At 55.3% G+C, this 14,287-nt stretch carries 12 protein-coding genes; 5 read left to right on the top strand and 7 right to left on the bottom strand.

Translation table 11 applies throughout. From position 1 onward, the window contains the following. The first annotated feature begins 58 nt into the window (after positions 1-58). Together mglA and mglC are read left to right on the top strand one after the other, a co-directional pair. Positions 59-1,579, top strand: coding sequence for a galactose/methyl galactoside ABC transporter ATP-binding protein MglA (gene mglA / locus ABIB18_RS10695; protein ID WP_354474132.1), 1,521 nt, complete (start codon positions 59-61; stop codon positions 1,577-1,579). Positions 1,580-1,598: 19 nt separating this feature from the next. Then, entirely contained in the window at positions 1,599-2,609 is a 1,011-nt protein-coding gene (gene mglC, locus ABIB18_RS10690; RefSeq protein WP_354474131.1) for a galactose/methyl galactoside ABC transporter permease MglC, read from the top strand. Positions 2,610-2,908: 299 nt separating this feature from the next. Here mglC and sanA read toward each other — a convergent pair whose 3' ends face one another. The 6 genes from sanA to metG all read right to left on the bottom strand — a co-directional run bounded on the left by sanA (position 2,909) and on the right by metG (position 10,080). Further along, a complete protein-coding gene (sanA, locus tag ABIB18_RS10685) occupies positions 2,909-3,628 on the bottom strand; it encodes an outer membrane permeability protein SanA (RefSeq protein ID WP_354474130.1) in 720 nt (239 codons plus the stop codon). 134 nt (positions 3,629-3,762) lie between these two features. Then, entirely contained in the window at positions 3,763-5,460 is a 1,698-nt protein-coding gene (locus ABIB18_RS10680) for an NAD-dependent malic enzyme (protein WP_031377133.1), read from the bottom strand. Positions 5,461-5,729: 269 nt separating this feature from the next. Beyond that, complete coding sequence (cdd, locus tag ABIB18_RS10675) at positions 5,730-6,620, bottom strand: cytidine deaminase (protein WP_354474129.1); 891 nt, start codon at positions 6,618-6,620, stop codon at positions 5,730-5,732. 120 nt (positions 6,621-6,740) lie between these two features. Beyond that, positions 6,741-7,433, bottom strand: coding sequence for a CidB/LrgB family autolysis modulator (locus ABIB18_RS10670; protein WP_031377135.1), 693 nt, complete (start codon positions 7,431-7,433; stop codon positions 6,741-6,743). Next, the gene (locus ABIB18_RS10665; protein ID WP_031377136.1) at positions 7,426-7,818 is read right to left on the bottom strand and encodes a CidA/LrgA family protein; all 393 of its coding nucleotides are present in this window, start codon (positions 7,816-7,818) and stop codon (positions 7,426-7,428) included. The genes ABIB18_RS10670 and ABIB18_RS10665 overlap by 8 nt, the downstream gene beginning before the upstream one ends. Before the next feature lie 228 nt (positions 7,819-8,046). Continuing rightward, positions 8,047-10,080 (bottom strand): methionine--tRNA ligase, encoded by a 2,034-nt coding sequence (gene metG / locus ABIB18_RS10660; RefSeq protein WP_031377137.1) that lies wholly within the window; start codon positions 10,078-10,080, stop codon positions 8,047-8,049. A 177-nt stretch (positions 10,081-10,257) separates the two neighbouring features. Here metG and apbC point away from each other — a divergent pair, with 177 nt between their 5' ends. Continuing rightward, positions 10,258-11,370 (top strand): iron-sulfur cluster carrier protein ApbC, encoded by a 1,113-nt coding sequence (gene apbC, locus ABIB18_RS10655; protein WP_354474128.1) that lies wholly within the window; start codon positions 10,258-10,260, stop codon positions 11,368-11,370. On the opposite strand, the gene ABIB18_RS10650 is transcribed toward apbC, so the two are convergent. Beyond that, positions 11,367-11,822 (bottom strand): GNAT family N-acetyltransferase, encoded by a 456-nt coding sequence (locus ABIB18_RS10650; protein ID WP_031377138.1) that lies wholly within the window; start codon positions 11,820-11,822, stop codon positions 11,367-11,369. The genes apbC and ABIB18_RS10650 overlap by 4 nt on opposite strands. 237 nt (positions 11,823-12,059) lie before the next feature. Between ABIB18_RS10650 and ahpC the strand changes: the two genes are divergently transcribed. Together ahpC and ahpF are read left to right on the top strand one after the other, a co-directional pair. Then, the gene (gene ahpC, locus ABIB18_RS10645; RefSeq protein WP_010617942.1) at positions 12,060-12,623 is read left to right on the top strand and encodes an alkyl hydroperoxide reductase subunit C; all 564 of its coding nucleotides are present in this window, start codon (positions 12,060-12,062) and stop codon (positions 12,621-12,623) included. A gap of 71 nt (positions 12,624-12,694) precedes the next feature. Then, positions 12,695-14,263: an alkyl hydroperoxide reductase subunit F gene (gene ahpF / locus ABIB18_RS10640; protein WP_031377139.1), complete on the top strand. Its 1,569-nt coding sequence runs from the start codon at positions 12,695-12,697 to the stop codon at positions 14,261-14,263. The last annotated feature ends 24 nt before the right edge of the window (positions 14,264-14,287 follow it).

Raw genomic sequence — 14,287 nt, 5'->3', positions numbered from 1 at the left:
GGGCGCGGCGAGTGTCGCGCCTTTTTTACGTCACCACCGTTTTTTAGCCAGGTAAATTATGGCCAGTGATAATACGACCGCGCAGCGAGAATATCTGCTGGAAATGACCAATGTCAGTAAATCATTTCCCGGCGTTAAAGCGTTAGATAATGTGAATTTAAAAGTGCGGCCTCACTCTGTTCATGCATTAATGGGCGAGAACGGCGCCGGTAAATCCACTTTATTAAAATGTCTGTTTGGTATTTATAAGAAAGATACCGGCAGTATTTTGTTTCAGGGTAAAGAGATCGATTATAAAAGCTCCAAAGAGGCGCTGGAAAATGGCGTGTCGATGGTGCATCAGGAATTAAACCTGGTATTGCAGCGTACCGTGATGGACAACATGTGGCTGGGGCGTTATCCCCGTAAAGGCTTCTTTGTCGATCAGGATAAAATGTATAACGACACCAAGGCGATCTTTGACGAGCTGGATATCGATATCGATCCCCGCGACAAAGTGGCGCATCTTTCCGTGTCGCAAATGCAGATGATTGAAATTGCCAAAGCGTTCTCTTATGACGCGAAAATTGTGATTATGGATGAGCCAACCTCCTCGTTAACCGAGAAAGAGGTTAATCATCTGTTCACTATTATTCGTAAACTGAAAGATCGCGGCTGCGGCATTGTGTATATTTCGCACAAGATGGAAGAGATTTTCCAGCTGTGTGACGAAATTACCATTCTGCGTGACGGACAGTGGATCACTACTCAGCCGCTGGACGGGCTGGATATGGACAAGATCATCTCGATGATGGTCGGCCGTTTACTGAACCAGCGTTTTCCGGACCGCACCAACGTGCCGGGTGAAACCATTCTTGAGGTGCGTAACCTGACGTCATTGCGTCAGCCATCGATTCGCGACATCTCGTTTGATCTGCGTAAAGGGGAGATTCTCGGCATTGCCGGGCTGGTGGGTGCCAAACGTACCGATATCGTCGAAACGCTGTTTGGCATTCGCGAAAAATCGGGCGGCACCATTAAACTGCACGGTAAACCGATTAATAATCACAGCGCCAACGAAGCCATTAACCACGGTTTTGCGCTGGTAACGGAAGAACGTCGTTCGACCGGGATTTATGCTTTTCTGGATATTGGTTTTAACTCGCTTATTTCCAATATTAAAAAATATAAAAACAGTATGGGGCTGCTGGATAATAAACGCATGAAGAGTGATACCCAATGGGTTATCGATTCAATGCGGGTAAAAACGCCAGGCCATCATACGCAGATTGGTTCGCTTTCGGGTGGTAACCAGCAAAAAGTGATTATTGGTCGCTGGTTATTGACCCAGCCTGAAATCCTGATGCTTGATGAACCGACACGCGGGATTGACGTCGGGGCAAAATTCGAAATTTACCAGCTGATTGCTGAGCTGGCGAAAAGAGAAAAGGGCATCATTATTATCTCTTCCGAAATGCCGGAGCTGTTAGGCATTACCGACCGTATTCTGGTGATGAGTAATGGTCTGGTAGCCGGCATTGTTGATACCAAAACCACCACGCAGAACGAAATATTGCGTTTAGCGTCATTACACCTTTAATGAAGCAAGGGCTGTTAACATGAAAGCGACTACAAAAAAGAATGCGCTAACCTGGTTAAAAGAGGGCGGCATTTATGTCGTTCTGCTGGTATTGCTGGCTATTATTATTTTCCAGGACCCCTCATTTTTAAGTTTAATGAACCTGAGTAACATTCTGACCCAATCTTCGGTGCGCATTATTATTGCACTGGGTGTGGCGGGGCTGATTGTTACCCAGGGTACTGACCTGTCGGCCGGTCGTCAGGTCGGTCTGGCAGCGGTGGTCGCGGCCACGCTGCTGCAGGCGATGGACAACGCTAACAAGGTGTTCCCGACGCTGGATACGGTGCCAATTCCACTGGTGATCCTCACCGTCTGCATCATCGGCGGCGTGATTGGTCTGGTGAACGGCGTGATCATTGCTTACCTCAAGGTGACGCCATTTATCACCACTCTGGGCACCATGATCATCGTCTACGGCATCAACTCGCTCTATTACGATTTCGTTGGCGCATCACCGATTGCCGGTTTTGATACCGGTTTCTCGAAATTCGCTCAGGGCTTTTTACGCTTCGGTGACTTCAAGCTCTCTTTCATCACCTTCTACGCGGTGATTGCGATTGTGTTTGTCTGGGTGCTGTGGAACAAAACCCGCTTCGGTAAAAACATTTTTGCTATCGGTGGTAACCCGGAAGCGGCGAAAGTGTCCGGCGTTAACGTGCCACTGAACCTGATCATGATCTATGCGCTGTCTGGTGTGTTCTACGCCTTCGGCGGGATGCTGGAAGCGGGTCGTATCGGCTCGGCAACCAACAACCTCGGCTTTATGTATGAGCTGGATGCGATTGCTGCCTGTGTGGTCGGCGGCGTCTCCTTCACCGGCGGTGTCGGTAGCGTGGCGGGCGTGGTGACCGGTGTACTGATCTTCACCGTAATCAACTACGGCCTGACCTATATCGGCGTCAACCCTTACTGGCAGTACATCATCAAAGGCGGCATCATCATCTTCGCCGTGGCGCTCGACTCGCTGAAATATTCGCGCAAAAAATAATGTGCAGGCGATAACGTCAGAAAAAACAAAGCGACCTTCGGGTCGCTTTTTTTATGGGAAAAAGTGCTGGCGTTGTTGCGTCTTAGCGGCAGGCGTATGCTGCCTGAAGCCTGCTCAGCGGTGAGACCGGGGCTGCTCAGGGAACAAGGGCAAATCTGAAATTGGATCAGGTCTGGCAGCCGTCTGAAGCGACTTTCTGAGCGTCTGAAACTGCTCCCTGAGCCAGGCGCGTGACTACCAGACCACAGCATTGGAGTAACAAGTGTCAGCACAGCATAAACAAGCCCGCAGTGCGTGAGCTATTTACGCAGCTTCTGCTCCAGCTCCAGCAGCTGTTCCGGCGTGACCGCCGGATAACTTTGTGCATCCTCCGGCACTTCACGCACCGCCGGAATCGGCACCAGCGGCCCAAGGAAGCGTGGCTCTCGCTTCAGCAGGAACAGGTCAGCCAGCGCGCCCAGCCGCGCACCGACCTCACGGAAACGCACGCTGAGCATGTTTTTCGGCGAAGGCACGGCATAGCACTGCGCCTGAATGCCGAGCTGCAGGGCAATAAACAGCGCCCGCTCACAGTGGAAGCGTTGGGTGATGATAATGAAGTCGTTGGTATCGAACACTTTGCGGGTGCGAACAATCGAATCCAGCGTCCGGAAACCGGCATAGTCCAGCACAATATCCGCCGGATCGACGCCTGCCTTGATTAAATCGCGACGCATGGTCATCGGTTCGTTGTAGCTTTGTAGCGCATTGTCACCGCTCAGCAGCAGATAGTTCACTTTGCCGCTGTTATAGGCGTTGAGCGCGCCCTGCATCCGATAAAGGTAATACTGATTGATCACCCCGGTACGATAATATTTAGCGGTGCCCAGCACCACACCCACCTGGCGGTGCGGCAGCGAAGAGACATGCTCGTAGATAAAGGGCGCAGTTTTCCAACTGATCCAGCGATCAAGGCCAAGCGCCGTCGCCACCATCAGCAGGATGATGAAAAGCAGTCCAATGAAAACGCGTTTCAGCATGCGCCTGGAGACTCGATGTCAGAAATTTGAGATGGCACAAGGCTACTTGAGCCGCCGCAGCGAAGCAAGTTAGTGCCGGTTGGCTGGTCTCTTTTTGAGCATTGCCGGACCAGAATCGGTCCGGCAGCGCACAATTAGATCGAGGTACGACGATAATGACGGTATTGCGGCAGCCAGAAGTTGTTGGCAATCGCCTGCGACAGCACATCTTCGGAGGTGACGACGGCGACACCCGCCAGCTGCGCCGCTTTGCCGACTTCCATGGCGATGATTTTCGACACGCCCTGGATATCTTTGATTTCCGGCAGTACCGGACCTTCACCATCATTCACCAGCGGCGAGCAGTCGGCCAGCGCCCGGCTGGCGGTCATCAGCATGGTGTCGGTGACGCGGCTGGCGCCTGACGCGATAACACCCAGACCAATTCCCGGGAAGATGTAGGAGTTGTTGCACTGGGCGATCGGGTAGGTTTTACCGTTCCAGCTGACCGGCGAGAACGGACTGCCGGTAGCCACCAGCGCTGCACCGTCGGTCCAGGCAATGATATCGGCTGGCGTGGCTTCAACGCGTGACGTCGGGTTCGACAGCGGCATCACAATCGGGCGTTTGCAGTGTTTGTGCATCTCGCGGATGATCTCTTCGGTGAACAGCCCTGGCTGACCCGATACCCCAATCAGAATATCCGGATGGGCGTTGCGCACCACGTCGAGCAGCGAAATCGCGTCACTGGTGACATCCCAGTGCTGAAGGTTTTCGCTCTTCTGCACCAGTCTGCTCTGGAAGTCGAGCAGGTTAGGCAGCTTGTCGGTCAGCAGACCAAAGCGATCCACCATCATCACCCGGCTGCGCGCTTCTTCATCGCTCAGGCCTTCCGATTTCATCTGGGCAATAATCTGTTCGGCGATGCCACAGCCGGCGGAACCGGCACCGAGGAACACCACCTTCTGTTCGCACAGGCGGCTACCGGCTGCGCGGCTGGCGGCGATCAGCGTACCCACGGTAACCGCGGCGGTGCCCTGAATGTCGTCGTTAAAGCAGCAGACTTCATCGCGGTAGCGGTTTAGCAACGGCATGGCGTTCTTCTGGGCGAAGTCTTCGAACTGCAACAGCACTTTCGGCCAGCGACGTTTAACCGCCTGAATAAAGTCATTAACGAAAGCGTCGTACTCTTCGCCGGTAATACGCGGATGACGCCAGCCCATGTAGAGCGGATCGTTCAGCAGCTGCTGATTATTGGTACCGACATCCAGCACCACCGGCAGGGTATAAGCCGGACTGATACCGCCACAGGCGGTGTAGAGCGACAGCTTACCGATCGGGATGCCCATGCCGCCGATGCCCTGGTCACCCAGACCCAGGATGCGCTCGCCATCGGTGACGACAATGACCTTCACGTTCTGTTTGGTGGCGTTCTGCAGCATATCTTCGATGCGGTCGCGGTTCGGGTAAGAGATAAACACCCCGCGTGCCCGGCGATAGATTTCAGAGAAGTGTTCACAGGCGGCGCCGACGGTTGGGGTGTAAATGATCGGCATCATCTCTTCGAGATGGTTGTCCAGCAGGCGATAAAACAGCGTTTCGTTGGTGTCCTGGATGTTACGCAGGTAGACGTGCTTATCGTTATTGTTTTTGAAGTCCTGGAACTGACGCCAGGCACGCTGCGCCTGTTCTTCAATCGACTCTACCGCTTCCGGCAGCAGACCATTGAGATTAAATTCGTTACGTTCTTCGATGCTAAAGGCACTGCCTTTGTTGAGGAGGGGGAATTCCAGCAAAATCGGGCCAGCGTAAGGGATGTAGAGCGGACGTTTACTTTCGTAGTCGAGTTCCATGCAGTGATGCTCCGGTTGCAGTGTTGTCTGGCGTCACGCCGGAAAGGTAGCGCCAGTTTACTTACCCGTTATAGCTCAGGCTGCAGGAGCAGTGCAGCGGCAGGTCACCGCTGCGAATCATTCACGTACTTGCTGCCATCCTGCAACCCGAATTATTCAGAGTAATTTGTCATGACGTGAATTCTGGCGCCAGATCCTATGAAATTTCCCGCAGAAGTACAGCATTTGTTCATAAAAGGTCACAAAACTGTGGCCTTTCTGACAGTGGGTTATGCTTTGTGCAATCTCACCGACAGCAGCTCACTGCAACCAAAAGTCTGTAAGGTTGCCTGCGTGGCGGCAAACTGGCTCAGCGTGGCATTTTCTACTTCTGCCAGCACCGCTCTTTTTATCTGACCACTGTGCCCGCCCTGCATATTCAGCAGCACCAGCGCGGCCTGAAGCGGCGGAAAGCTGGGGTTAAACGCGGCATTCTCAGCATAGCGACCGGTCACAATGGTGCCGGACTCGGTTTCCAGCGCTACGCCGCTGTGTGACTGGCTGTACGGCGCGTGGCTGGCATTGGCGGCGGCCACGGCGGCCTGCACCAGCGCATCTCCCTCAGCGCTGTAACCGTGGTCGACCGCATCCATCAGCAGGGTTGTGATGTCGAGATCGCGCGGGCCAAAGGAGTCTGGCAGATAATCGGCCAGGGTACTGATGGCGCGCTGCGGCAGCGAAATACGAATCCCGGTACCGCTGTTGAGTTCATTCATAAACTGACGGCAATGGCCGCACGGGGTGTAGTTAACCGTGATGGTTTCCAGCTGGCGTTCGCCGCGCAGCCAGGCGTGGGTAATCGCGCTCTGCTCAGCGTGCACCGTCTGTTGCAGTGGGGTGCCGACAAATTCCATGTTGGCGCCGAAGTACCAGTTACCACTGGTGCCGCGGGCGATCGCCCCGACGTTAAAGTGCGACACCGTGGCCACCGCACAGGCTGCTGCCAGCGGCAGCAGCGCCAGCGCCAGCGCATCGGCGTCCATCTGAGTCTGTTGCTGCAGCGATGCGATCTGGTCGGCGCGCAGCACTGCCTGAAAGTCAGGCGCGTCCAGCAGCGGAGCCAGCGCGGTTTGCAGAGTTGACGGCAACGCCTCGAAGGCGGAGAGGAAACGTGAATGCATGAGAGCCTCATTAAATTCAGCAGGACGATATGCCAGTCACCGGTTTATATGTGATCCCCGTCGCTCTGACAATGCAACCTGTGTTGCATATTTCAACTTTGCGAGATCTATCGCAAAGTTTTAGCCAAACCAGTGCAGCAGTAGCGGAAAAATAAACGGTGCCAGCAAAGAAGTAATGATGCCGCAAATCACCAGCGCCAGTGAACTGAACGCCCCTTCCTGATAATCGACTTCAGCCGCCCGGGCGGTTCCGAGGGCATGGGAGGCGTTACCGATGGCCAGACCGCGCGCCGCTTTCGATTTGACGCCCAGCAGGTTCAGCAGCATATGCCCAAACACCGCCCCCAGCACGCCGGCGATCAGTACACAGATGGCGCTGATCGCCGGGATGCCGTGCAGCGATCCGGAGACCGCCATTGCGATGGGCGTGGTGACTGATTTGGGAATAATGGTAGCGGCAATTTCCGGCGTGGCGCCCAGCCACAGGGCGATAGCGGTGCCCGATATCATGGCGGTCAGGCTCCCGATAAAGCAGACCCCAATGATCGACTTCCAGCGGGCGCGAATCTGATGCATCTGCTCGTACAGCGGCAGCGCCAGGGCGACCACCGCCGGTTGCAGCAGCTGGTTAAGAATCTGACTGCCGGCAAAGTAGCGCGAGTAGGGCAACTGCAGCAGCAGCAGGATCGGGATGATAATCGCCATCGCCACCAGCAGTGGATTGAGCAGCGAGATTTTCAGGGTCAGCGCCAGCTTGCGCGCCAGAAAGAACGCCGCCAGGGTCAGCGGCAGAGACCACCAGATATCACTCATCGTTTGGCTCCCGGAGCGGACGACGGCTGTGCAACTGGTGGGCGCTGACGCCGACCACCGCCAGCACCACAAAGGTACTGACGACGCAGGAGATGACGATCGGACCAAACTGGGCGCTGAGAATATCGGTATGGCTCATGACGCCGACGCTAATTGGCACAAACAGCAGCGCCATATAGCGGATGATCAGATGGCAGCCCGGTTTCACCCAGTTGACCGGCAGGATTTGCGACGCCAGCAGGGCAAACAGAATCAGCATCCCGAGAATACTGCCAGGAATAGTGATCGGCAGCAGCGAGGCGATGCCGTTGCCACTGTATAAGCAGAGATAAATGATGATAAAGGCACGAAGGTAGCGCCCGCAGACAGACAGCACGGTGAGCATGACAGGCTCCTGTTTTCACTGTTGTTCATCATACGCATTAACCGCTTAGCGTGCTAGCGATCACATAAAAGCCCGACAGACCGATGCCCGGATCAGCAGGTTTAGCGGGACATCAGCAAAGCAGGGGGAAGCGGCGCGGGGGAAAACGTGACGGCTGAAATCGCAGAGATAAAGCAGAATCTCCCCTTACACCGGCAACCTGGCGTAAGGGGAGTGAAGCATGAGGGATTATTTAACCGGCATGCCCGGTACCGCACCGCTGTCTACCGACAGTACAAACAGATCTTTACCGCCCGGTCCCGCCGACAGCACCATCCCTTCGGAGATGCCAAAGCGCATTTTACGCGGCGCCAGGTTAGCAACGATGATGGTCATCTTGCCGACCAGCACGGACGGATCGGGATAGGCCGCACGAATGCCGGAGAAGATCTGACGCTTCTCGCCACCCAGGTCGAGTTGCAGACGCAACAGCTTGTCTGAGCCATCGACCAGCTCCGCCTGCTCAATCAGCGCTACCCGCATATCGACTTTGGCGAAATCGTCGATGGTGATGGTGTCACCAACCGGTGCATCCGCCAGCGGACCGCTAACCGCCGGGGCGCTGGCCGCTGCGGCATCCTCTTTCGACGCCTCAATCAGGCCTTCGACCTTCGCCATTTCAATCCGGCTGTAGAGCGCTTTAAACGGCGCAACCTGATGATCCAGCAGCGGCTGTGGAATCGCATCCCAGCTCAGTTCGCAGTTAAGGAAGCCTTCTGCGCGCGCGCTCAGCGACGGTAGCACCGGCTTCAGCCAGGTCATCAGCACGCGGAACAGGTTAATCCCCATTGAGCAGATTGCCTGCAGATCGGCGTCACGGCCTTCCTGCTTCGCGACTACCCACGGTGCCTGCTCATCAACGTAGCGGTTTGCCAGGTCGGCCAGCGCCATAATTTCACGGATTGCGCGGCTGTATTCGCGGCTCGCCCAGGCTTCACCGATCTTCTCAGACGCATCAACAAAGGTCTGATAGAGCGCCGGATCGGCCAGTTCAGCCGCCAGCTTGCCGTCAAAGCGTTTGGTGATAAAGCCGGCGTTACGTGATGCCAGGTTAACCACTTTATTGACGATGTCAGCGTTGACGCGCTGAACGAAATCTTCCAGGTTCAGGTCGATGTCGTCGATGCGCGAAGAGAGTTTTGCCGCGTAATAGTAACGCAGGCTGTCAGCGTCCAGATGCTGCAGCCAGGTGCTGGCTTTAATAAAGGTGCCGCGTGATTTCGACATCTTGGCACCATTGACCGTCACATAACCGTGGACAAACAGGTTGTTCGGTTTGCGGAAGTCGCTGCCTTCCAGCATCGCCGGCCAGAACAGGCTGTGGAAGTAGACGATATCTTTACCGATAAAGTGATACAGCTCGGTGGTGGAATCTTTACGCCAGAATTCGTCGAAGTCGATATCGCCACGCTTGTCGCACAGGTTCTTGAACGAGCCCATGTAGCCAATAGGCGCATCCAGCCAGACGTAAAAATATTTGCCTGGCGCATCCGGGATTTCAAAACCGAAATAGGGCGCGTCACGTGAGATATCCCACTGCTGCAGGCCTGATTCGAACCACTCCTGCATCTTGTTAGCGACCTGATCCTGCAACGCACCGGAACGGGTCCAGGCCTGCAGCATGGCGCTGAACGATGGCAAATCAAAGAAGAAGTGTTCCGAGTCGCGCAGCACTGGCGTCGCACCGGAGACCACCGACTTCGGATCAATCAGTTCGGTCGGGCTGTACGTCGCGCCGCAGACTTCACAGTTATCACCGTACTGATCGGCAGACTTACATTTCGGGCAGGTGCCTTTAACAAAACGGTCCGGCAGGAACATCCCTTTTTCCGGATCGTAGAGCTGAGAAATGGTGCGGTTCTTAATAAAACCGTTCTCTTTCAGGCGACCGTAAATCAGCGCCGACAGCTGGCGGTTCTCATCACCGTGGGTCGAGTGATAATTGTCATAGCTGACGTTGAAACCGGCAAAATCGGCTTCATGCTCTTGTTTCATTTCAGCAATCATCTGCTCTGGCGCAATGCCCAGCTGCTGTGCTTTCAGCATAATCGGCGTGCCGTGCGCGTCATCAGCGCAGATGAAGTAAACCTGATTGCCACGCATTCGCTGGTAACGCACCCAAATGTCTGCCTGGATATGCTCGAGCATATGGCCGAGATGGATTGATCCGTTCGCGTAAGGCAGCGCGCAGGTTACCAGAATTTTTTTAGCGACTTGAGTCATAGTTTGCGTAGCTTTCTGTTGATTGAAAAAACGGGCTTAGATGGTAACCGAAGGCTCCGCTGGCGTAAACACAAGGGATTCGCCACCGGCAGTCGCCGCGAAACAGTGGCCATCTGATATCATTGAAAATACATCGCTGAAGCACAGCGTAAGAACAGCATAAAAAAGGAGTGGGGGATGACAGTACAATCCCGGGAACCGCATACGCCTGAAGCCCTGCGCGCCATCGTGGTCGGCGTACTGAGAGGCTTTGAGCATCCGACGCTGCAACAGAATCTCACTGCGCTGAAAGCGTTGCATCACGTGGCACAGCTGGACGGTAAGCTGCATATCGAACTGATCATGCCGTTCGCCTGGGCCAGCGCCTTTGAAGAACTGAAAGCGCAGACCAGCGCAGAGCTGTTGCGCCTGACCGGCACGCGCGCGATTGACTGGCGTTTAAGCCATGATATCGCCACCCTGAAGCGGGTGAAAAACCACCCTGGCGTTAACGGCGTGAAAAATATTATCGCCGTCAGCTCCGGTAAAGGCGGCGTGGGCAAATCCAGTACCGCCGTCAATATGGCGCTGGCGCTGGCCGCAGAGGGCGCGCGCGTCGGCATCCTCGACGCCGATATCTATGGCCCGTCGGTGCCCAACATGCTGGGCACCGAACATGAACGTCCTACCTCGCCCGATGGGACCCATATGGCACCGATTATGGCGCACGGGCTGGCCACTAACTCGATTGGCTATCTGGTGACTGACGATAACGCCATGGTGTGGCGCGGGCCGATGGCCAGTAAAGCGCTGATGCAATTGCTGAACGAGACGATGTGGCCGGAGCTGGATTATCTGGTGCTGGATATGCCGCCGGGCACCGGCGATATCCAGCTGACGCTGGCGCAGAATGTTCCGGTGACCGGCGCGCTGGTGGTCACCACGCCGCAGGATATTGCGCTGATCGACGCCCGTAAAGGCATCGTGATGTTTGAAAAAGTCAGCGTGCCGGTGCTGGGCGTAGTCGAGAACATGAGCCTGCACATCTGCAGCCAGTGCGGCTTCCACGAACCGATTTTCGGCACTGGCGGGGCGCAAAAGCTGGTGGCTGATTACCACACGCAGCTGCTGGCCCAGCTGCCGTTGCACATTAACCTGCGTGAAGATCTGGATGCGGGCCAGCCGACGGTAATCCGCCGGCCGGACAGTGAATTCACCGCGCTCTACCGCCAGCTTGCCGGACGGGTCGCCGCCCAGCTTTACTGGCAGGGCGAGGTCATTCCTGGCGACATCGCCTTCCGCGCACTTTAAGCCCGACCCGACCCGCTGGTGTATTCAGACGCCAGCGGGTAGTGCATCAGCACATAGCCTCCCTGTTCCCCTTCGCCCTGCGCAATCATCTTCCAGCCATGCTTCAGATAAAATGCCTGCGCCGCTTTGTTCATCGTCAGACACTTCAGCGCGCCGGTCGAGGTGAAGCGCGCCTGAACCGCTTCCAGCAAGGCACTGCCTGCACCGCGGCCCTGCCAGTCGGGGTCGACATACAGGCTATGCAGGAAATTATCATTCTCCAGCAGGCCGGCAAATCCGACGCGCTGCCCGTCACAGTCGGCTACCAGTACGGTTTCACCGAGGATAACGCCATCAAAATCTTCCAGCTGCCAGTCGCTGCCATCCAGCCAGCGCCAGTTATGCCGCCGCGCCGCCAGAAACAGCGTACGCAAAAAAGGCCGATCGGCTTCAGTAAACGGACGAATCTCCACAAGTCAGCTCCCTTTATCTCTGGTCTTACAAAGCTAGCAGCGATTGGCCGAAAAGATTTGAAAAGTATAAAGCGGGTTAATTGTCCCGGCATTCCCTGTACACTGCCTCGCGGGCCAGAGAGCATCCCGCTTTCCGCGTTTGATAGCTTTCGTTTATTTGATTGATAACGACTGCATATTAGATGTTGGCCCGAAAATTCTGTAACGTACATCACATAATTCAACGGAGGCCATCAGATGTCTATTATCAATACCAAAATCAAGCCGTTCAAAAACGCAGCATTCAAAAACGGCGAGTTCATCGACGTAACCGAGAAAGACGTTGAAGGTAAATGGAGTGTGTTCTTCTTCTACCCGGCTGACTTCACTTTCGTTTGCCCGACCGAACTGGGCGACGTGGCCGATCACTACGAAGAGTTCCAGAAACTGGGCGTAGATATCTACTCCGTTTCAACTGACACCCACTTTACCCACAAAGCCTGGCACGGTTCTTCAGACACCATCGCCAAGATCCAGTACGCAATGATCGGCGACCCGACTGGCGCGCTGACCCGTAACTTCGAAATCATGCGTGAAGCGGAAGGCCTGGCTGACCGTGGTACTTTCATCGTTGACCCGGAAGGTATCATCCAGGCGATCGAAATCACTGCTGAAGGTATCGGCCGTGACGCCTCTGACCTGCTGCGTAAAGTGAAAGCGGCACAGTACGTTGCTTCTCACCCAGGCGAAGTGTGCCCGGCGAAATGGAAAGAAGGTGATGCAACACTGGCTCCATCTCTGGACCTGGTTGGCAAAATCTAATCCCGCTTCGGCCTTTCGATCTTTCTCTCATCGGGTGCCACGGCACCCGATTTTTTGACCAGGATATCACTATGCTCGACACAAATTTGAAGACGCAACTCAAGGCCTACCTTGAGAAATTAACCAAACCTGTTGAGTTGATTGCCACTCTGGACGAGGGTGCCAAATCAACCGAGATCCGTGAGCTGTTGGTCGACATCGCAGGCTTGTCTGATAAAGTCAGCTTCCGCGAAGAGAACGATCGTCAGGTCCGCAAGCCGTCGTTTTTAATCACTAACCCAGGCTCGAACAGCGGTCCGCGTTTTGCCGGTTCGCCACTGGGTCACGAATTTACCTCACTGGTGCTGGCGCTGTTGCAGACCGGTGGGCATCCGTCAAAAGAAGCGCAGAGCCTGCTGGATCAGGTTGCCGCGCTGGATGGCGATTTCCATTTCGAAACCTACTATTCGCTGTCATGCCACAACTGCCCTGACGTGGTACAGGCGCTGAACCTGATGGCGGTGCTGAATCCACGCATCAGCCACACCGCGATTGACGGTGGCCTGTTCCAGAATGAAATTCAGGAACGCAACGTGATGGGCGTGCCGGCGGTTTACCTCAACGGTAAAGAGTTTGGTCAGGGCCGCATGAGCCTGGCGGAAATCGTCAGCAAAGTTGACACTAACGCCGATAAACGTGCCGCAGAAGAGCTGAACAAGCGTGACGCATACGACGTGCTGATTATCGGTAGCGGCCCGGCGGGCGCAGCAGCAGCCATCTATTCTGCCCGTAAAGGCATTCGCACCGGTCTGATGGGCGAGCGTTTTGGCGGTCAGGTGCTGGACACCGTTGATATCGAAAACTATATTTCTGTGCCGAAAACCGAAGGGGCAAAACTGGCGGGCTCACTGCGCGCTCACGTCGATGATTACAATGTCGATGTGATTGAGAGCCAGAGCGCGATCAAGCTGATCCCGGCGGCTGCTGTGGGTGGCCTGCATGCGGTTGAAACTGCCTCCGGCGCGGTACTGAAGTCACGCAGCATCATCCTAGCAACTGGCGCACGCTGGCGTAACATGGGTGTGCCGGGCGAAGAAGAGTACCGCACCAAAGGCGTCACCTACTGCCCACACTGTGATGGCCCGCTGTTTAAAGGCAAGCGCACCGCAGTGATCGGCGGCGGTAACTCCGGCGTTGAAGCGGCGATTGACCTGGCCGGTATCGTTGAACATGTGACGCTGCTGGAGTTTGCCGGTGAAATGCGCGCTGATCAGGTGCTGCAGGATAAACTGCGCAGCCTGAAAAACGTGGATGTCATCCTGAATGCCCAGACCACCGAAGTGAAAGGTGACGGCAGCAAGGTAACCGGTCTGCAGTATATCGATCGTACCAGCCAGACTACACACGAACTGGCGCTGTCCGGCATTTTCGTTCAGATCGGTCTGCTGCCTAACACCCCATGGCTGGAAGGCGCGGTTGAGCGCAACAAAATGGGCGAAATCATCATTGATGCCAAGTGCGAAACCAGCCTGAAAGGCGTGTTCGCGGCGGGTGACTGCACCACGGTTCCGTACAAGCAGATCATCATCGCCAGCGGCGAGGGTGCGAAAGCCTCACTGAGCGCCTTTGATTACCTGATTCGTACCAAAGCGGCTGAATAAGTTTTGCGATAGCCACGCAACAGC

The sequence above is a fragment of the Pantoea sp. UYEF8 genome, assembly GCF_040546285.1.
GTDB classification, from domain to species: domain Bacteria; phylum Pseudomonadota; class Gammaproteobacteria; order Enterobacterales; family Enterobacteriaceae; genus Pantoea; species Pantoea brenneri.
The sequence above is the reverse complement of the archived record's forward strand: the minus strand, read 5'-3'. Positions and strand labels throughout refer to the sequence as shown.

Excerpts from the sequence above, each read along its gene's own strand:
- mglA (WP_354474132.1), top strand. The coding sequence starts at position 59 with ATGGCCAGTGATAATACGACCGCGCAGCGAGAATATCTGCTGGAAATG.
- mglC (WP_354474131.1), top strand. The coding sequence starts at position 1,599 with ATGAAAGCGACTACAAAAAAGAATGCGCTAACCTGGTTAAAAGAGGGC.
- sanA (WP_354474130.1), bottom strand. The coding sequence starts at position 3,628 with ATGCTGAAACGCGTTTTCATTGGACTGCTTTTCATCATCCTGCTGATG.
- ABIB18_RS10680 (WP_031377133.1), bottom strand. The coding sequence starts at position 5,460 with ATGGAACTCGACTACGAAAGTAAACGTCCGCTCTACATCCCTTACGCT.
- cdd (WP_354474129.1), bottom strand. The coding sequence starts at position 6,620 with ATGCATTCACGTTTCCTCTCCGCCTTCGAGGCGTTGCCGTCAACTCTG.
- ABIB18_RS10670 (WP_031377135.1), bottom strand. The coding sequence starts at position 7,433 with ATGAGTGATATCTGGTGGTCTCTGCCGCTGACCCTGGCGGCGTTCTTT.
- ABIB18_RS10665 (WP_031377136.1), bottom strand. The coding sequence starts at position 7,818 with ATGCTCACCGTGCTGTCTGTCTGCGGGCGCTACCTTCGTGCCTTTATC.
- metG (WP_031377137.1), bottom strand. The coding sequence starts at position 10,080 with ATGACTCAAGTCGCTAAAAAAATTCTGGTAACCTGCGCGCTGCCTTAC.
- apbC (WP_354474128.1), top strand. The coding sequence starts at position 10,258 with ATGACAGTACAATCCCGGGAACCGCATACGCCTGAAGCCCTGCGCGCC.
- ahpC (WP_010617942.1), top strand. The coding sequence starts at position 12,060 with ATGTCTATTATCAATACCAAAATCAAGCCGTTCAAAAACGCAGCATTC.
- ahpF (WP_031377139.1), top strand. The coding sequence starts at position 12,695 with ATGCTCGACACAAATTTGAAGACGCAACTCAAGGCCTACCTTGAGAAA.